General features: G+C 60.8%; 14 protein-coding genes, 2 rRNA genes and 1 pseudogene. 9 read left to right on the top strand and 8 right to left on the bottom strand.

The features are described from left to right. Nucleotides 1-7: 7 nt before the first annotated feature. From AB7E19_RS15855 to radC, 4 genes are all read right to left on the bottom strand, one after another. Nucleotides 8-463, bottom strand: coding sequence for a hypothetical protein (locus AB7E19_RS15855; RefSeq protein ID WP_041212007.1), 456 nt, complete (start codon nt 461-463; stop codon nt 8-10). A 90-nt stretch (nt 464-553) separates the two neighbouring features. Next, nucleotides 554-721, bottom strand: coding sequence for a 50S ribosomal protein L33 (rpmG, locus tag AB7E19_RS15850; RefSeq protein WP_005323752.1), 168 nt, complete (start codon nt 719-721; stop codon nt 554-556). An 11-nt stretch (nt 722-732) separates the two neighbouring features. Beyond that, nucleotides 733-969 carry a 50S ribosomal protein L28 gene (gene rpmB / locus AB7E19_RS15845; RefSeq protein ID WP_005307492.1) on the bottom strand — a complete coding sequence of 79 codons (237 nt, stop codon included), beginning with the start codon at nt 967-969 and terminating at the stop codon, nt 733-735. Between the two features lie 136 nt (nt 970-1105). After that, nucleotides 1106-1780, bottom strand: a complete 675-nt coding sequence (radC, locus tag AB7E19_RS15840) for a RadC family protein (RefSeq protein WP_039040991.1) — start codon at nt 1778-1780, stop codon at nt 1106-1108. A gap of 147 nt (nt 1781-1927) precedes the next feature. On the opposite strand from radC, the gene coaBC reads away from it, so the two are divergent. The 5 genes and pseudogenes from coaBC (at nt 1928) to AB7E19_RS15815 (ending at nt 5666) form a co-directional block, all read left to right on the top strand. Next, nucleotides 1928-3130 (top strand): bifunctional phosphopantothenoylcysteine decarboxylase/phosphopantothenate--cysteine ligase CoaBC, encoded by a 1203-nt coding sequence (gene coaBC, locus AB7E19_RS15835; protein ID WP_042879081.1) that lies wholly within the window; start codon nt 1928-1930, stop codon nt 3128-3130. A gap of 76 nt (nt 3131-3206) precedes the next feature. Further along, the gene (dut, locus tag AB7E19_RS15830; protein ID WP_010676116.1) at nt 3207-3665 is read left to right on the top strand and encodes a dUTP diphosphatase; all 459 of its coding nucleotides are present in this window, start codon (nt 3207-3209) and stop codon (nt 3663-3665) included. A 70-nt stretch (nt 3666-3735) separates the two neighbouring features. Next, nucleotides 3736-4332 carry a nucleoid occlusion factor SlmA gene (gene slmA, locus AB7E19_RS15825; protein ID WP_010676117.1) on the top strand — a complete coding sequence of 199 codons (597 nt, stop codon included), beginning with the start codon at nt 3736-3738 and terminating at the stop codon, nt 4330-4332. 27 nt (nt 4333-4359) lie between these two features. Next, a pseudogene (locus AB7E19_RS15820) lies at nt 4360-4443 on the top strand (nucleoid occlusion factor SlmA); the annotation flags it as partial. Between the two features lie 386 nt (nt 4444-4829). Continuing rightward, nucleotides 4830-5666: a mechanosensitive ion channel domain-containing protein gene (locus tag AB7E19_RS15815; protein ID WP_042864726.1), complete on the top strand. Its 837-nt coding sequence runs from the start codon at nt 4830-4832 to the stop codon at nt 5664-5666. A 115-nt stretch (nt 5667-5781) separates the two neighbouring features. Here AB7E19_RS15815 and AB7E19_RS15810 read toward each other — a convergent pair whose 3' ends face one another. Continuing rightward, on the bottom strand, nt 5782-5970 hold the full coding sequence (locus AB7E19_RS15810) for a hypothetical protein (protein WP_029314882.1): 189 nt from the start codon (nt 5968-5970) through the stop codon (nt 5782-5784). A 421-nt stretch (nt 5971-6391) separates the two neighbouring features. Between AB7E19_RS15810 and pgi the strand changes: the two genes are divergently transcribed. Next, on the top strand, nt 6392-8041 hold the full coding sequence (gene pgi / locus AB7E19_RS15805) for a glucose-6-phosphate isomerase (RefSeq protein WP_427935900.1): 1650 nt from the start codon (nt 6392-6394) through the stop codon (nt 8039-8041). A gap of 163 nt (nt 8042-8204) precedes the next feature. Here pgi and ilvC read toward each other — a convergent pair whose 3' ends face one another. Beyond that, nucleotides 8205-9686: a ketol-acid reductoisomerase gene (ilvC, locus tag AB7E19_RS15800; RefSeq protein WP_322131886.1), complete on the bottom strand. Its 1482-nt coding sequence runs from the start codon at nt 9684-9686 to the stop codon at nt 8205-8207. Between the two features lie 193 nt (nt 9687-9879). Between ilvC and ilvY the strand changes: the two genes are divergently transcribed. The 3 genes from ilvY to AB7E19_RS15785 all read left to right on the top strand — a co-directional run bounded on the left by ilvY (nt 9880) and on the right by AB7E19_RS15785 (nt 13735). Next, entirely contained in the window at nt 9880-10773 is an 894-nt protein-coding gene (gene ilvY / locus AB7E19_RS15795; RefSeq protein ID WP_043153306.1) for an HTH-type transcriptional activator IlvY, read from the top strand. Between the two features lie 107 nt (nt 10774-10880). Then, nucleotides 10881-11072 (top strand): hypothetical protein, encoded by a 192-nt coding sequence (locus AB7E19_RS15790; RefSeq protein ID WP_124245145.1) that lies wholly within the window; start codon nt 10881-10883, stop codon nt 11070-11072. Nucleotides 11073-11161: 89 nt separating this feature from the next. Further along, the gene (locus tag AB7E19_RS15785) at nt 11162-13735 is read left to right on the top strand and encodes a bifunctional acetate--CoA ligase family protein/GNAT family N-acetyltransferase (RefSeq protein WP_322131885.1); all 2574 of its coding nucleotides are present in this window, start codon (nt 11162-11164) and stop codon (nt 13733-13735) included. Nucleotides 13736-13836: 101 nt separating this feature from the next. Here AB7E19_RS15785 and rrf read toward each other — a convergent pair. Together rrf and AB7E19_RS15775 are read right to left on the bottom strand one after the other, a co-directional pair. Then, a 5S ribosomal RNA gene (rrf, locus tag AB7E19_RS15780) occupies nt 13837-13951 on the bottom strand. Between the two features lie 81 nt (nt 13952-14032). After that, nucleotides 14033-14139: ribosomal RNA gene (locus AB7E19_RS15775) — 23S ribosomal RNA — on the bottom strand; the annotation flags it as partial.

Genomic DNA, 14139 nt, shown 5'->3' with positions numbered 1-14139 from the left:
CTCTCGTTCAGGGAATGGGACGCATCAGGTCACGGTATTGCGCCTGACTCAAGCTGAGCCAGGTCGAGGAGGGCAGCAGGGCGGCAAACTTGCCGTCGTCCTGATAGAGCCCGACTTCCACCGGATCGCTCTGTCCGGCGATCCAGATCTTGAGGGTCACCGGGGTGCCGCGCACGGGCTCGCCGGGGGGCAGCAGCCAGCCTTGCCACGCCTCGATGCGGGCCGCCAGCTGGGTGCTGCCAAGCCCCAGATCCGGCGCGCTGCGCCAGCCCTGGCCGATACGCTCTATCTGCCAGCTCGGCCCCTGCCAGGTCAGCACCACGGCACTCTCCGGCAACAGCGGACGCGCGCGTTTGGCACTGTTCTCCTGCTGGGCCTGCTCCAGCCGGTGCAACAGGGTAATGACGATCAACACGACCACGATGATCACGTTGTTCCAGCCTTTGCGGCTCAGTTTGAACATGGCTAGCCTCCCTTCGAATCGGCAGTGTACTGAATTCCAGCCATAAAAAAACCCGGCACGAGGCCGGGTTTTTGCAGCGAAACCAAGTAATTACTTGATTTTGCCTTCTTTGTAGATCACATGCTGACGAATCACGGGATCAAATTTCTTGATCTCCATTTTTTCGGGCATGGTGCGCTTGTTCTTGGTAGTGGTATAGAAGTGACCAGTACCGGCGCTGGAGTTCAGGCGAATCTTATCGCGAATACCTTTAGCCATGATCTAATTCCTTATACCTTAACGCCGCTGGCACGCAGTTCAGCCAGAACCACTTCAACGCCGCGCTTGTCGATGATACGCATGCCTTTTGCGGATACGCGCAGGCTCACGAAGCGTTTTTCACTCTCAACCCAGAAACGGTGAGTGTGCAGGTTCGGCAGGAAACGACGCTTGGTAGCGTTGTTAGCGTGCGAACGGTTGTTACCAACTGCCGGGCGCTTGCCGGTTACTTGGCATACTCTAGACATGTCAGTCTCTCCAAATCTTACTTCATTGCTCGAGCAAATATCTGCCCCGCTGGCCTTCGATTGCGGGGCAAACAGAAGGCGGCATTTTATACAGCATCCGTGATCAAAGATCAACTAATACAGTGCCAGAGCCCAGTCACAACCAACCACGCTCTGCGAAAGAAACCGTGATGCCATCACCGATCACCAGGTGATCAAGCACTCTGATATCGACCAGGGCCAGGGCGGCCAGGATCCGATCCGTGATCTGGCGGTCCGCCCGACTGGGCTCGGCCACGCCGGACGGGTGATTATGCGCCAGAATCACGGCGGCTGCATTATGTTTGAGCGCGATCTGCACGATTTCTCTGGGCCAGACGCTCGCCGAGTCGAGGGTGCCGTAAAAAAGTTCGACAAACCGGATGACCCTGTGCTGGTTGTCGAGCAGCAGCAGGGCGAACACCTCCCGCCCCCGATCCCGCAACTGGGCTTGCAGAAAGTCACGGGTAAGCCCGGGCGAGGTGAGCGCCTCTCCCCGTTGCAACTGTTCGGCCAGATGGCGCCGCCCCATCTCCAGCACCGCCTGCAACTGGGCATACTTGGCAGGTCCCAGCCCGTGAGCGCCACAAAAATCCTGCTGCTCGGCCCCCAGCAGTGCCCGCAGGGAACCAAACTGCTGCAACAACTGGCGGGAGAGATCCACCGCACTCAACCCGCTGACTCCGGTGCGCAGGAAGATGGCCAGCAGTTCGGCATCGGAGAGCGTCGCCGCCCCTCGGCGCAGCAGCTTTTCCCTCGGGCGCTCCTCTTCCGGCCACTCCTTGATGCTCATTTGTCTCTCCCTCATGGCTATTGAGAGAAAACATAGCAAAGAATCCCGCGAGCCCGACCACAACTCCCCCATGTCAGCCTCTGTCGCCACCCATTGCCTGTGCTATCTTAGCCGACCAGTCAGAGTGAGCCGGAAGAGAAGCAGCAGATGAGATTGGCCGATAAACGCATCCTGTTGGGTGTCAGTGGCGGGATCGCCGCCTACAAGAGTGCCGAACTGGTACGTCGCCTGAAAGATCAGGGGGCCGAGGTGCGAGTGGTGATGACCCGCTCCGCCAAGGAGTTCATCACCCCGCTGACCCTGCAAGCCGTCTCAGGCCACCCGGTGGCCGACAGTCTGCTCGACCCGGCTGCCGAGGCGGGCATGGGCCACATCGAGCTGGCCAAGTGGGCCGATCTGGTGCTGATCGCCCCCGCCAGCGCCAATCTGATGGCCCGCATGGCCGCCGGCATGGCGGACGAGCTGCTCACCACCCTCTGCCTGGCCACCCCGGCGACTGTCGCCCTGGCGCCAGCCATGAACCAGCAGATGTATCGCAACGCCGCTACCCAGGCCAACCTTCAGACCCTCGCCGAGCGCGGCATTCAGCTGTGGGGGCCAGATTCCGGCAGCCAGGCCTGCGGCGACGTGGGCCCGGGCCGGATGCTGGATCCCCTGGAACTGGTGGAACGCTGCTGCCAGCAGCTCGCCGCCGAACCGCTCCTGGCAGGCGTCAGGCTGCTGCTCACCGCCGGGCCGACCCGCGAGGCGCTGGATCCGGTGCGCTATATCAGCAACCACAGCTCCGGCAAGATGGGCTACGCCATCGCCCGCGCCGCGCGCGAAGCGGGCGCGGAGGTGACCCTGGTGAGCGGCCCGGTGGCACTGGCCACCCCGGCCGGCGTTACCCGCATCGATGTGGAGAGTGCCCTGCAGATGCACGAAGCAGTGATGAGCCGGGTCGGTGAGTGCGACCTCTTTATCGGCTGCGCTGCCGTCGCCGACTACCGTCCCGCCCAGGTGGCCGAGCAAAAGATCAAGAAGACCGGCGACAACGACCAGATGCAGCTGACCCTGGTCAAAAACCCCGACATCATCGCCGATGTGGGGGCGTTGTCAGACAAACCCTTCACCGTCGGATTTGCCGCCGAAACCGTGGATGTGGAACAATACGCCCTCGACAAACTTCGACGTAAGCGGCTGGACATGATCGCAGCCAACGATGTGTCCCGTGCAGGCCAGGGTTTCAATGCCGATGACAACGCCCTGACCGTCTTCTGGCAAGGGGGTCAAGCCGCCCTGCCCCTGGCCGATAAGCTGACGCTCGCCCGTCATCTTGTCGCCCTGATTGCACGCCATTATCGACCATGAGCCCATTGAACATGCCGGGAGCCCCAGGCTCCTGCAGTACCACCCGATCGCCAGGCGATCCAATTGAAAAAGATTCATGACGACACAAATTGAACTGAAAATCCTGGATGCCCGCATCGGCACCGACTTCCCGCTGCCCGCTTACGCCACACCGGGCTCCGCTGGCATGGACTTGCGCGCCCTGCTGGATGCCCCGCTGACCCTGGCCCCGGGCGACACCACGCTGGTGCCGACCGGGCTGGCCATTCACATCCAGGATCCGGGTCTGTGCGCCACCATCCTGCCCCGCTCCGGCCTCGGCCATAAGCACGGCATCGTGCTGGGCAACCTGGTCGGCCTCATCGACTCCGACTACCAGGGTCAGTTGATGGTCTCGGTCTGGAACCGTGGCAACGACAGCTTCACCATGCAGCCTGGCGAGCGCATCGCCCAGCTGGTGATCCTGCCGGTGGTACAGGCCAGCTTCCAGTTGGTCGACGAATTCAATCAGAGTGAACGGGGTGAAGGCGGGTTTGGTTCTTCTGGTCGCCAATAACAAGACCACACGGCCTCCTGGGGCACGTGCCAAATAATAGAATCAAGCCATTGTTTTTTTAGGGGAATCCATGGCAAGCAGTAACCAGAAACAGAGTCGGCGCGATCAGATCCTGCAGGCACTCGCCCACATGCTGGAAACCAGCCCGGGCCAGCGCATCACCACGGCACGCCTCGCGGCCGAGGTGGGCGTGTCCGAGGCGGCCCTCTACCGGCATTTTCCCAGCAAAGCGAGGATGTTCGAGGGGCTGATCGACTTTATCGAGGATTCCCTGCTGTCACGGGTCAACCTGATCATGGCCGAAGAGAAGGACACCATGGCCCGCTGCCATCACATACTGCAGCTGCTGCTGGTATTCGCCGAGCGCAACCCCGGCATCACCCGCATTCTCAATGGCGATGCCCTGCTGGGCGAACACGATCGGCTGCGGGATCGCATCAGCATCCTGTTCGACAAGCTGGAGACCCAGATCAAGCAGGTACTGCGCGAGAAACGGCTGCGGGAAGGCCAGGGCTTCCAGCTCGACGAGACCATGCTGGCCAACCTGCTGCTGGCCTATACCGAGGGCCGCATCAGCCAGTTCGTCCGCTCGGAGTTCAAAATCAAGCCCACTGCCGGCTTTGAAGATCAGTGGCAGTTTATCCGCAGCCAGCTGCTGCAAAGCTGAGCCAGCAGACCGCATCAACCAATGCACGTCCGCTCCGAGTTCACAATCAAACCCACCGCCGGGTTTGAAGATCAGTGGCAGTTTATCCGCAGCCAGCTGCTGCAAAGCTGAGCCAGCAGACCGCATCAACCAATGCACGTCCGCTCCGAGTTCAAAATCAAACCCACCGCCGGGTTTGAAGATCAGTGGCAGTTCATCCGCAGCCAGCAGCTGCAAAGCTGAGCCAGCAGACCGCATCAACCAATGCACGTCCGCTCCGAGTTCAAAATCAAGCCCACTGAGGATCAGTGGCAGTTTATCCGCAGCCAGCAGCTGCAAAGCTGAGTGCGCACATGCCGAGCGTCCCTGCGCCAGCAGGGTTGTGACAAAACGGGAGGCCTTGGCCTCCCTTGCTTTTTGTGGCACAAAAGAAGAGACAAGCACCAGATGCGACCCAGCTTGTCGCGCTCAAGTGTTAGATTCATCTGCCATAAATCTTCACACCAACAGGACATCCTATGGAACCCGAGATCATTACCGAAGCACAGACCTGGCTGACCAACAACCAGGGACTGATCATCGAGTATGCGGTCAACATCGCCGCCGCCCTGATCACCCTGCTGGTCGGTTACATTGCCGCCAACCTTCTCAGCGGTGGCGTGGTCAAGGTGATGCAGACCCGCAAGCTGGACACCACCGTCACCCACTTCGTCGGCAGCATCCTCAAATACACCATTCTGGTGTTCGTGGTGATCGCCGCTCTGGGCCGGGTCGGGGTGCAGACCGCCTCCTTCGTAGCCATCATCGGTGCCGCCGGTCTGGCCATCGGTCTGGCGCTGCAGGGCTCTCTCTCCAACTTTGCCGCCGGTTTCCTGCTCATCATCTTCCGCCCCATCAAGGCAGGGGAATTCATCGAGGTGGCAGGCACCAATGGCGTTGTGCAATCGGTGCAGCTCTTCACCACCACCCTCACCTCGGGTGACAACAAGATGGTGGTAGTGCCGAACTCCGCCATCCTCAACGGCACCATCGTCAACTACTCGCGCATGGATACCCGCCGCGTCGACATGACCTTCGGCATCGGCTACGGCTCCGACCTGCGCAAGGCCAAACAGATCCTGGAGCGGCTGGTGAGCGAAGAGCCCCGCATCCTGAAGGAGCAGGCCGCCACCATTGCCGTTGCCGCGCTGGCCGACTCCTCAGTCAACATCGTGGTGCGTCCCTGGGTCAAGACCGGCGACTACTGGGGTGTCTGGTTCGACTTCCACGAGAAGGTGAAGCTCACCTTCGACGCTGAGGGCATCGAGATTCCCTTCCCCCAGCGTGTGGTCCACATGCAAAAGACGGCGGATTGATCCTCGGTGTGCGTTCTCCAGTGCCAGCCTTCGGGCTGGCACTGTCGTTTCTGCCTTCTGTGACATGAAAAAACCGGCCACAGGCCGGTCTTGCGCACCAGGTCGCACCGCGTTCTCACCCCAGCCGGCGTGCAACCCGGTTGAGCAGGGGCTGCATCAGCACATAACCCCCCAGCACGGCTCCGATCACCGCCAGTACGCGGATCTCCAGCGTCGGCGCCGCATTGGCCAGCGTCAGGGTCAGCAAACCGATGAGACCGGTGGCGATCAGGCTCAGGGCAAACAGGGATAGCAGGGCTTTCATCTCGATCTCCTCATTCCACACCATTGATTCCATACCTTGGCCATCCCTGGGAGATCTCGTCCATTCGGCTCATATGATAGCCAGCGTCTGTTGCCCACCATTTGCGCCTGCTCAAAAAACCGTCCGATGAGCGTCTGTTGAATACCCTTTGATCTGTCACGCCAGCTTTCCAGAGCCACGGCAGCGCTCCCCTTGAAATGAAAGCCTTTTCAACCCGAACAAGCATGCGCGAACGCAAGATCCCGGGGTACTGGGTGACTCATAATCGCACTGTTTTGGTTGTACACTCCCTCGTTGCAGACAATTGGTAATGCTCTGTTACACGGGGCGCACGGAGTGCCCGGTATAATGCTCGCATAATAAGGTTTGGCGGGAGCCTTGCCTGCAAGGTTCAAACACAACTTGGAAGACTGATAATCCTATGAAAAATATCAATCCAACCCGGACCCAGGCCTGGCAGGCACTGGAAGCCCATTTTGCAGCCAACAAGGAGATGCGTCTCAAGGATCTGTTCGCACAGGATCCCAAGCGTTTTGACAAGTTCTCCCTCACCTTCGGTGGCGACATCCTGGTCGACTACTCCAAGAACCTGATCACCGAAGAGACCCTCAAGCTGCTGGTGAACCTGGCTGGCGAGACCGATCTGCGCAGCGCCATCGACGCCATGTTCAACGGCGACAAGATCAACATGACCGAAGGACGCGCCGTACTGCACACCGCCCTGCGCAACCGCACCGACCGTCCCATCGAGGTTGACGGCAAGGACGTGATGCCGGAAGTGAACGCCGTACTGGCCAAGATGAAGGGCTTCTGCGAGAAGGTCATCGGTGGCGAGTGGAAGGGCTATACCGGCAAGGCCATCCAGCACGTGGTCAACATCGGCATTGGTGGCTCCGATCTGGGCCCCGTCATGATCACCGAGGCCCTGCGCCCCTACAAGAATCACCTGGAGATGCACTTCGTCTCCAACGTCGACGGCACTCACATCGCCGAGACGCTCAAGAAGATCGATCCGGAAACCACCCTGTTCCTGGTGGCCTCAAAGACCTTCACCACCCAGGAGACCATGACCAACGCCCTGACCGCCCGCGACTGGTTCCTCGGTCACGCCGGTGACAAGGCCCACGTTGCCAAGCACTTCGTCGCCCTCTCGACCAACGGCAAGGCCGTGGCCGAGTTTGGCATCGACACCGACAACATGTTCGAGTTCTGGGACTGGGTCGGCGGCCGCTACTCCTCCTGGTCCGCCATCGGCATGCCCATCGCCCTCTCCCTCGGCTTCGAGCACTTTGAGGCCCTGCTGCAAGGTGCCTTCGAGATGGACATGCACTTCGCCACTGCCGCCTATGAACAGAACGTGCCCGTACTGCTGGCCCTGATCGGCCTGTGGTACAACAACTTCCATGGTGCCGAGTCCGAAGCCATCCTGCCGTACGATCAGTACATGCATCGCTTCCCTGCCTACTTCCAGCAAGGCAACATGGAGTCCAACGGCAAGTACGTGGACCGCGACGGCAATCCGGTGGACTACCAGACCGGTCCCATCATCTGGGGTGAGCCGGGTACCAACGGCCAGCACGCCTTCTACCAGCTGATCCACCAGGGCACCAAGCTGATCCCCTGCGACTTCCTGGCGCCGGCCATCAGCCATAACCCCATCGGTGACCACCACCCGAAACTGCTGGCCAACTTCTTCGCCCAGACCGAAGCCCTGGCCTTCGGCAAGAGCAAGGAAGCGGTGGAGGCCGAGTTCCTGGCCGCCGGCAAGACGCTCGACCAAGTTAAAGAGCTGGTGCCGTTCAAGGTGTTCGAAGGCAACCGCCCGACCAACAGCATACTGTTCAAGAGCCTGACCCCGAAGACGCTGGGTGCCCTGATCGCCATGTACGAGCACAAGATCTTCGTACAGGGCGCAATCTGGAACATCTTCTCCTTCGACCAGTGGGGTGTGGAGCTGGGCAAACAGCTGGCCAACAAGATCCTGCCGGAGCTGGGCACCGATGAGGCCGTCACCAGCCACGACGGCTCCACCAACGGCCTGATCAACACCTGGAAAGCCTGGAAGGCCTGATTGCTCCCGCCCTTCAGAATGCAAAAGCCCCGCTCGATGAGCGGGGCTTTTTTATTGCTATCAATCGGTCTGTTTGCATCATCCGGACGACAGGCCGGGTGTCTAAGCCAGCCAGTAACGGGGATCGTCATCCCCGCCCCTTCCGATGCCGCTCAGCGAAGGCTTAACCGCCGACGGCAATACGCTTCATGTCCTTCATGTAACCACGCAGGGTCTGGCCGATCTTCTCGATCGGGTGGTTGCGGGTCGCTTCGTTGGCAGCCAGCAGGGCCAGGTTGTCCACCGCCTTGCTATCGGCACGGGCACTGCCCAGGTCCCCTGCTTGCAGGGTCGGCATGAAGTGCTCGCGCAGCAGCGGCACGGCAGCGTTGGCGAACAGGTAGTTGCCGTACTCCGCGGTATCGGAGATGACCACGTTCATCTCGTACAGACGCTTGCGGGCAACGGTGTTGGCGATCAGCGGCAACTCGTGCAGGGATTCGTAGTAGGCGGACTCTTCATAGATGCCGGAGGCCACCATGGTTTCGAACGCCAGCTCGACACCCGCCTTGACCATGGCCACCATGACCACACCATTGTCGAAGTACTCCTGCTCGGCGATCTTGCCAGCATAGGCAGGAGCATTCTCGAAGGCGGACTTGCCGGTCTCTTCGCGCCAGCCGAACAGCTTGGCATCGTCTTCGGCCCAGTCAGCCATCATGCCGCGGGAGAACTCGCCGGCGATGATGTCATCCATGTGCTTCTCGAACAGCGGACGCATCAGGGTGCGCAGTTGCTCGGAGAGTTCGAAGGCACGCAGCTTGGCCGGGTTGGAGAGACGGTCCATCATCAGGCTGATGCCACCCTGCTTCAGGGCCTCGGTGATGGTCTCCCAGCCGAACTGGATCAGCTTGCCGGCATAGGCCGGGTCGGTGCCCTCGGCAACCAGCTTGTCGTAGCAGAGCAGGGAACCGGCCTGCAGCATGCCGCACAGAATGGTCTGCTCGCCCATCAGGTCGGATTTCACTTCCGCGACGAAGGAGGATTCCAGCACGCCGGCACGGTCACCACCGGTAGCAGAGGCCCACGCCTTGGCGATGGCCATGCCCTCGCCCTGGGGATCGTTCTCCGGGTGGACGGCGATCAGGGTCGGTACGCCAAAGCCGCGCTTGTACTCTTCACGCACTTCGGTACCCGGGCACTTGGGCGCAACCATCACGACGGTGATGTCGGAACGGATCTGCTGCCCCTCTTCCACCACGTTGAAGCCGTGGGAGTAGCCAAGCGCGGCGCCCTGCTTCATCAGCGGCATCACGGTTTTGACGACGTCGGAGTGCTGCTTGTCCGGAGTCAGATTCAGCACCAGATCGGCGGTCGGGATCAGCTCTTCATAGGTGCCGACCACGAAGCCGTTGTCGGTGGCCTTCTGCCAGGAGGCGCGCTTCTCGGTGATGGCGGCCTTGCGCAGGGCGTAGGAGATGTCCAACCCGGAGTCGCGCATGTTCAGACCCTGGTTCAGGCCCTGGGCGCCACAGCCCACAATCACCACCTTCTTGCCCTTCAGCACGTTGCAGCCGTCCGCGAACTCTTCGCGCTGCATGAAACGACACTTGCCCAGCTGGGCCAACTGCTGACGCAGGTTCAAGGTGTTGAAATAGTTAGCCATGGTGATTGCTCCGTTCGATTGATTCCATGCCGGATAGCGGCGTTGTCGAAACCACTATAGCGCGGGACACTTATTGCCTGAACTGATATATTCGAAACAGTACGTTGCAGGAATTGAAATGTGATTTCCCGCAATCTCCCGCCGCCGAGCCATCGTGCTACAGGACGCCTGACAACGCCGCAGGAATAAAAAGATGGACCTTCGCAATCTCGAACTGTTTCTCCACCTCGCCGACTCCCTCCACTTCGGCAAAAGCGCCGATGCCATGGCGGTCAGCCCCTCCACCCTGAGCCGCGCCATCCAGCGACTGGAACAGGAGACCGGCTGCGTGCTGTTCGAGCGTGACAACCGCTCGGTGCGGCTCACCCCTGCTGGTGACAAGCTGCGGGAGTTTGGCGGTGCCTTGCTGCAGGAGTGGCGCCAACTCAAACAGGAGCTCAAGCGCAGCGACGAGCCGCTGCAGGGACGGCTGCGGGTCTTCTGTTCGGTCACCGCCAGCTACTTTCTGTTGCCCGAAGTACTGGAGCGCTTTCGCCGCCGTTATCCCCAGCTGGAGATCAAGCTGGAGACCGGCGACCCGGCGCTGGCGGTGGACAAGATCCTGGCCGACGAGGCCGATCTGGCCATCGCCGCCCGCCCGGATGCCCTCTCCGCCAAGCTGGAATTTGCCAGTCTGCAGCAGGTACCGCTGGTGTTCATCGCCCCCCGCACCGCACCGCAGCAGAGCCAGTGGTTTTCTCAGGGAGAGCCAGACTGGGAGCGGCTGCCACTGATCCTCTCCGAGCAGGGGCTGGCCCGAAAGCGCTGTGATCAATGGTTTCGCAACAAGGGGATAGCTCCCAACATCTATGCAGAAGTGGCGGGCAACGAGGGCATCGTCGCCATGGTGGCCCTCGGCTTCGGTGTGGGTGTCGTGCCTGCCGCCGTCATCGATCACAGCCCCATGGGGGACAAGGTGCGTGTGGTAGAGCCCAAACCGGCGCTCAAGGCGTTCGACGTCGGCATCGCCGTGCTCAAGAAGCGGCTGGAAGAGCCGCTGATCCGCGCCTTCTGGGACACCGCACGCGGCCAGGGAGGCCTTCGCTGATCCGGCAGGCGTCGGAGCCACTGTGAGTGTCAAATGTATCAGTATGAAAGTGGGGGAGAAGAGGGGACACTGGCCGGCACCATCCAGCCACCATCAAGGAATAGAGCGTGAGCGAGCATCTTGTCGAAATCCGCAGTGCCATCCTGTTCGCAGAATATCTGCAAAGCCTCGGGGTCCAGCGCCATGAACTCGATCGGGAGCAGGAGATCTATCTCCAGGACAGGCACCTCGCCACGGTGCAATGCATTCAGGGGGAGCTGCGCTTTTATCTGCGCGCCAGCGCACTGGCCAGATCGTGATCCGCAATCGGTCACAGAACCCGCACGCAAAGCGTATTAGACTGGCACCATCCGTCCCCTCGCCCCGGGGGCCACCACGAGGAGTGCCCATGAAACAAAGCGGCCTGGATCGGCTCTTCAAACCTCACTCGATCGCCGTCATCGGCGCCTCCAGTGATCCGCAGAAGGCAGGCCATGTGGTCATCCGGCACCTGCTGGCGGGTCAGTTCCAGGGCCCTATACTGCCCGTAGCCCCCCGCAGCCAGGCCATCGCTGGCGTGCTCGCCTATCCGGACATAGAGAGCCTTCCCCTCTCCCCCGATCTCGCCATCGTCTGTACCCGGCACGAACGGGTACTGCCGCTCATCGAGGAGCTCGGCAAGAAAGGAACCGGAGCCGCCATCATACTGGCCGCCCAGTTCTCCACTGACGAGCGCCTGCGGCTCAAGCATCTGTGCCAGCAATACGGCATCCGGCTGCTCGGCCCCAACAGCATGGGCATGCTGCTCCCCGGGCAGGGTATCAACGCCAGCTTTTCCCCCATTGCAGCGACTCCGGGACAGGTGGCGTTTCTCTCCCAGTCGGCAGCGGTCAGCACCACCATCCTGGATTGGGCCAAGCAGCGCGAAATCGGCTTCTCGGCCTTCATCTCCCTGGGCGATCATTGCGACATCGACTTTGGCCAACTGCTGGATCAGCTCTCCCGGGACGGGACGACCCGCGCCATCCTGATCTACATGGACAAGCTGCACGATGCCAGGCACTTTCTCTCCGCCGCCCGTGCCGCCTCGCGTAACAAACCCATCCTGATCCTCAAGAGCGGTCGGCACGACCCGGCCAACGGTCTCGACAATGTCTATGATGCCGCCATCCGCCGGGCTGGCATGCTGCGCGTCCGGGATACCCACGAACTGTTTGCCACTGTCGAGACCCTGAGCCACTCCCTGACCCTCAAGGGGGAGCGGCTCGCCATCCTCTCCAATGGGCGCGGCCTCGCCAACATGGCCGCAGACGTACTGCTGTCTCGGGGAGGCAAGCTGGCGATGCCACCCCTCGACATCGGCAGCGATGCAGATATCGAGGCCTACAAGAGTGCACTCGAGACGCTGCTCCAAGGGGACAGTGCCGATGCCATCCTGCTGATCCATGCACCATCCCTCACCGCCCGAGGTGTCACCCTCGCCAGCAACCTGATCGACTTCATCAAGCAGCATCCCAGGGCCAGACGATTCAACATACTGACCAACTGGGCAGGCGAATACTCCGCCCAAGAGGGGAGACGCCTGTTCAACGAGGCGGGCATCCCGACCTATCGCACCCCGGAAAGCGCCGTCACGGCCTTCATGCACATGGTGGAATATCGCCGCAACCAGAAACAGTTGATGGAAACACCGGCCTCCCTGCAGGGCGACAGGCTCGATGTCGAGCGCTGCCAGCAGCTCCTTGGGCAAGCGCTGGACCGCCAGCAGCGGGTGCTGGACACTCACCTGGCCCATCCCATCTTGCAGGCAGCCGGGCTATCCACCCTCGCGACCTGGATCGTTTCCGATGCCATCGAGGCCGCACTGACTGCAGAACAGATTGGCTACCCCGTAGCGGTGAAGCTGCGATCTCCCGACATCGCCCACAAATCCGATGTACACGGTGTCATGCTGAACCTACGCACCTCGGCGGAAGTCGCCCAGGCGGCGGATGCCATTCTGGACAGGGTACGTCAGCACGATCCTGGCGCCCGCATAGAAGGGCTTCTGGTACAACGCATGGCACGCCGCAGCGGGGGTCTGGAGCTACGGATCCGCTTGCAGCAGGATCCTGTCTTCGGCCCCGTCATCCTGCTCGGGGAATCCGGCGCAGAGCCCCGCGACATGGTCGCGGCCCTTCCTCCCCTCAACCAGGCACTGGCTCGCTACCAGATCATTGGTGCCCTCAAGGATGGCAAGATCCGCGAGCAGGCCAGTCCGGTACGGCTCGATATCGACGCCCTCGGCCAGGTGCTGTGCCAGCTCTCCGAGCTGCTGCTGGCCTTCCCCGAGATACAAGAACTGGATCTGCACCCGCTGCAGGCCTGTGGCGAAGAGATGGTGATCCTGGATGCCCGGCTCGTCTTGGCAGAGCGAGGGCAACAAGTGCTGCCACTGGCCATTCGCCCCTATCCCACCGAGCTGGAAGAGGGTGCCTGGCTGAAAGATCAGAGTCATGTGCTGCTGCGCCCCATTCGCCCCGAAGACGAGCCGGCCCACAAGCAGTTCGTGCGGCAGGTGTCTGATGAAGACAGGTACAAACGCTTCTTCGCCGACGTGGGGGAGCTGGGGCATGAGGAGCTGGCCCGCATGACCCAGATCGATTATGACCGGGAAATGGCCTTCGTCGCCGTGGGTCAGGACGGCCCTTTCAGCCAGCAGATCCTGGGAGTGGTGCGAGCCATTGCCAGCCCGGATCAATCGGATGCGGAGTTTGCCATCCTGGTCCGCTCAGACTTGAAAGGCCTCGGACTCGGCAAGTTGATGATGGAAAAGATCGTGCGCTATGCCAGAGAGCGTGGCATAGGCCAGCTCTCTGGCATGACCATGCCCAGCAATCGCGGCATGATCAATCTGGCCAAACGGCTCGGTTTCAAGATCGATATTCAGCTGGAAGATGGGATAGTCAACATGGAGCTGCCCTGTGCTGATCAGGTTGTATAACGATGCAATCGTGGTGGTAAATCAACCAGATATAGATGGATAACGTGAATTTCAGGCAATAAAAAACCCCGCTCGAGTGAGCGGGGTTTCTTGTATTGGGTGCCTGGCAGTGTCCTACTCTCGCATGGCGAATGCCACACTACCATCGGCGCTACCGCGTTTCACTTCTGAGTTCGGCATGGGATCAGGTGGTTCCACGGCGCTATGGCCGCCAGGCAAATTCTTCAATCTGAGAAAGCTGATGTAAGTAATTCGTTCGTATTTGCTACAAGCCTTAGAACACTTCTTGGGTGTTGTATGGTTAAGCCTCACGGGTAATTAGTATGGGTTAGCTCAACGTATCGCTACGCTTACACACCCCACCTATCAACGTTGTGGTCTCCAACGGCCCTTTAGGACCCTCA

Origin of the sequence: Aeromonas sp. (assembly GCF_050252055.1) — a bacterium.
Lineage (GTDB): Bacteria > Pseudomonadota > Gammaproteobacteria > Enterobacterales > Aeromonadaceae > Aeromonas > Aeromonas caviae.
This window is presented reverse-complemented; position numbering and strand designations above follow the sequence as displayed.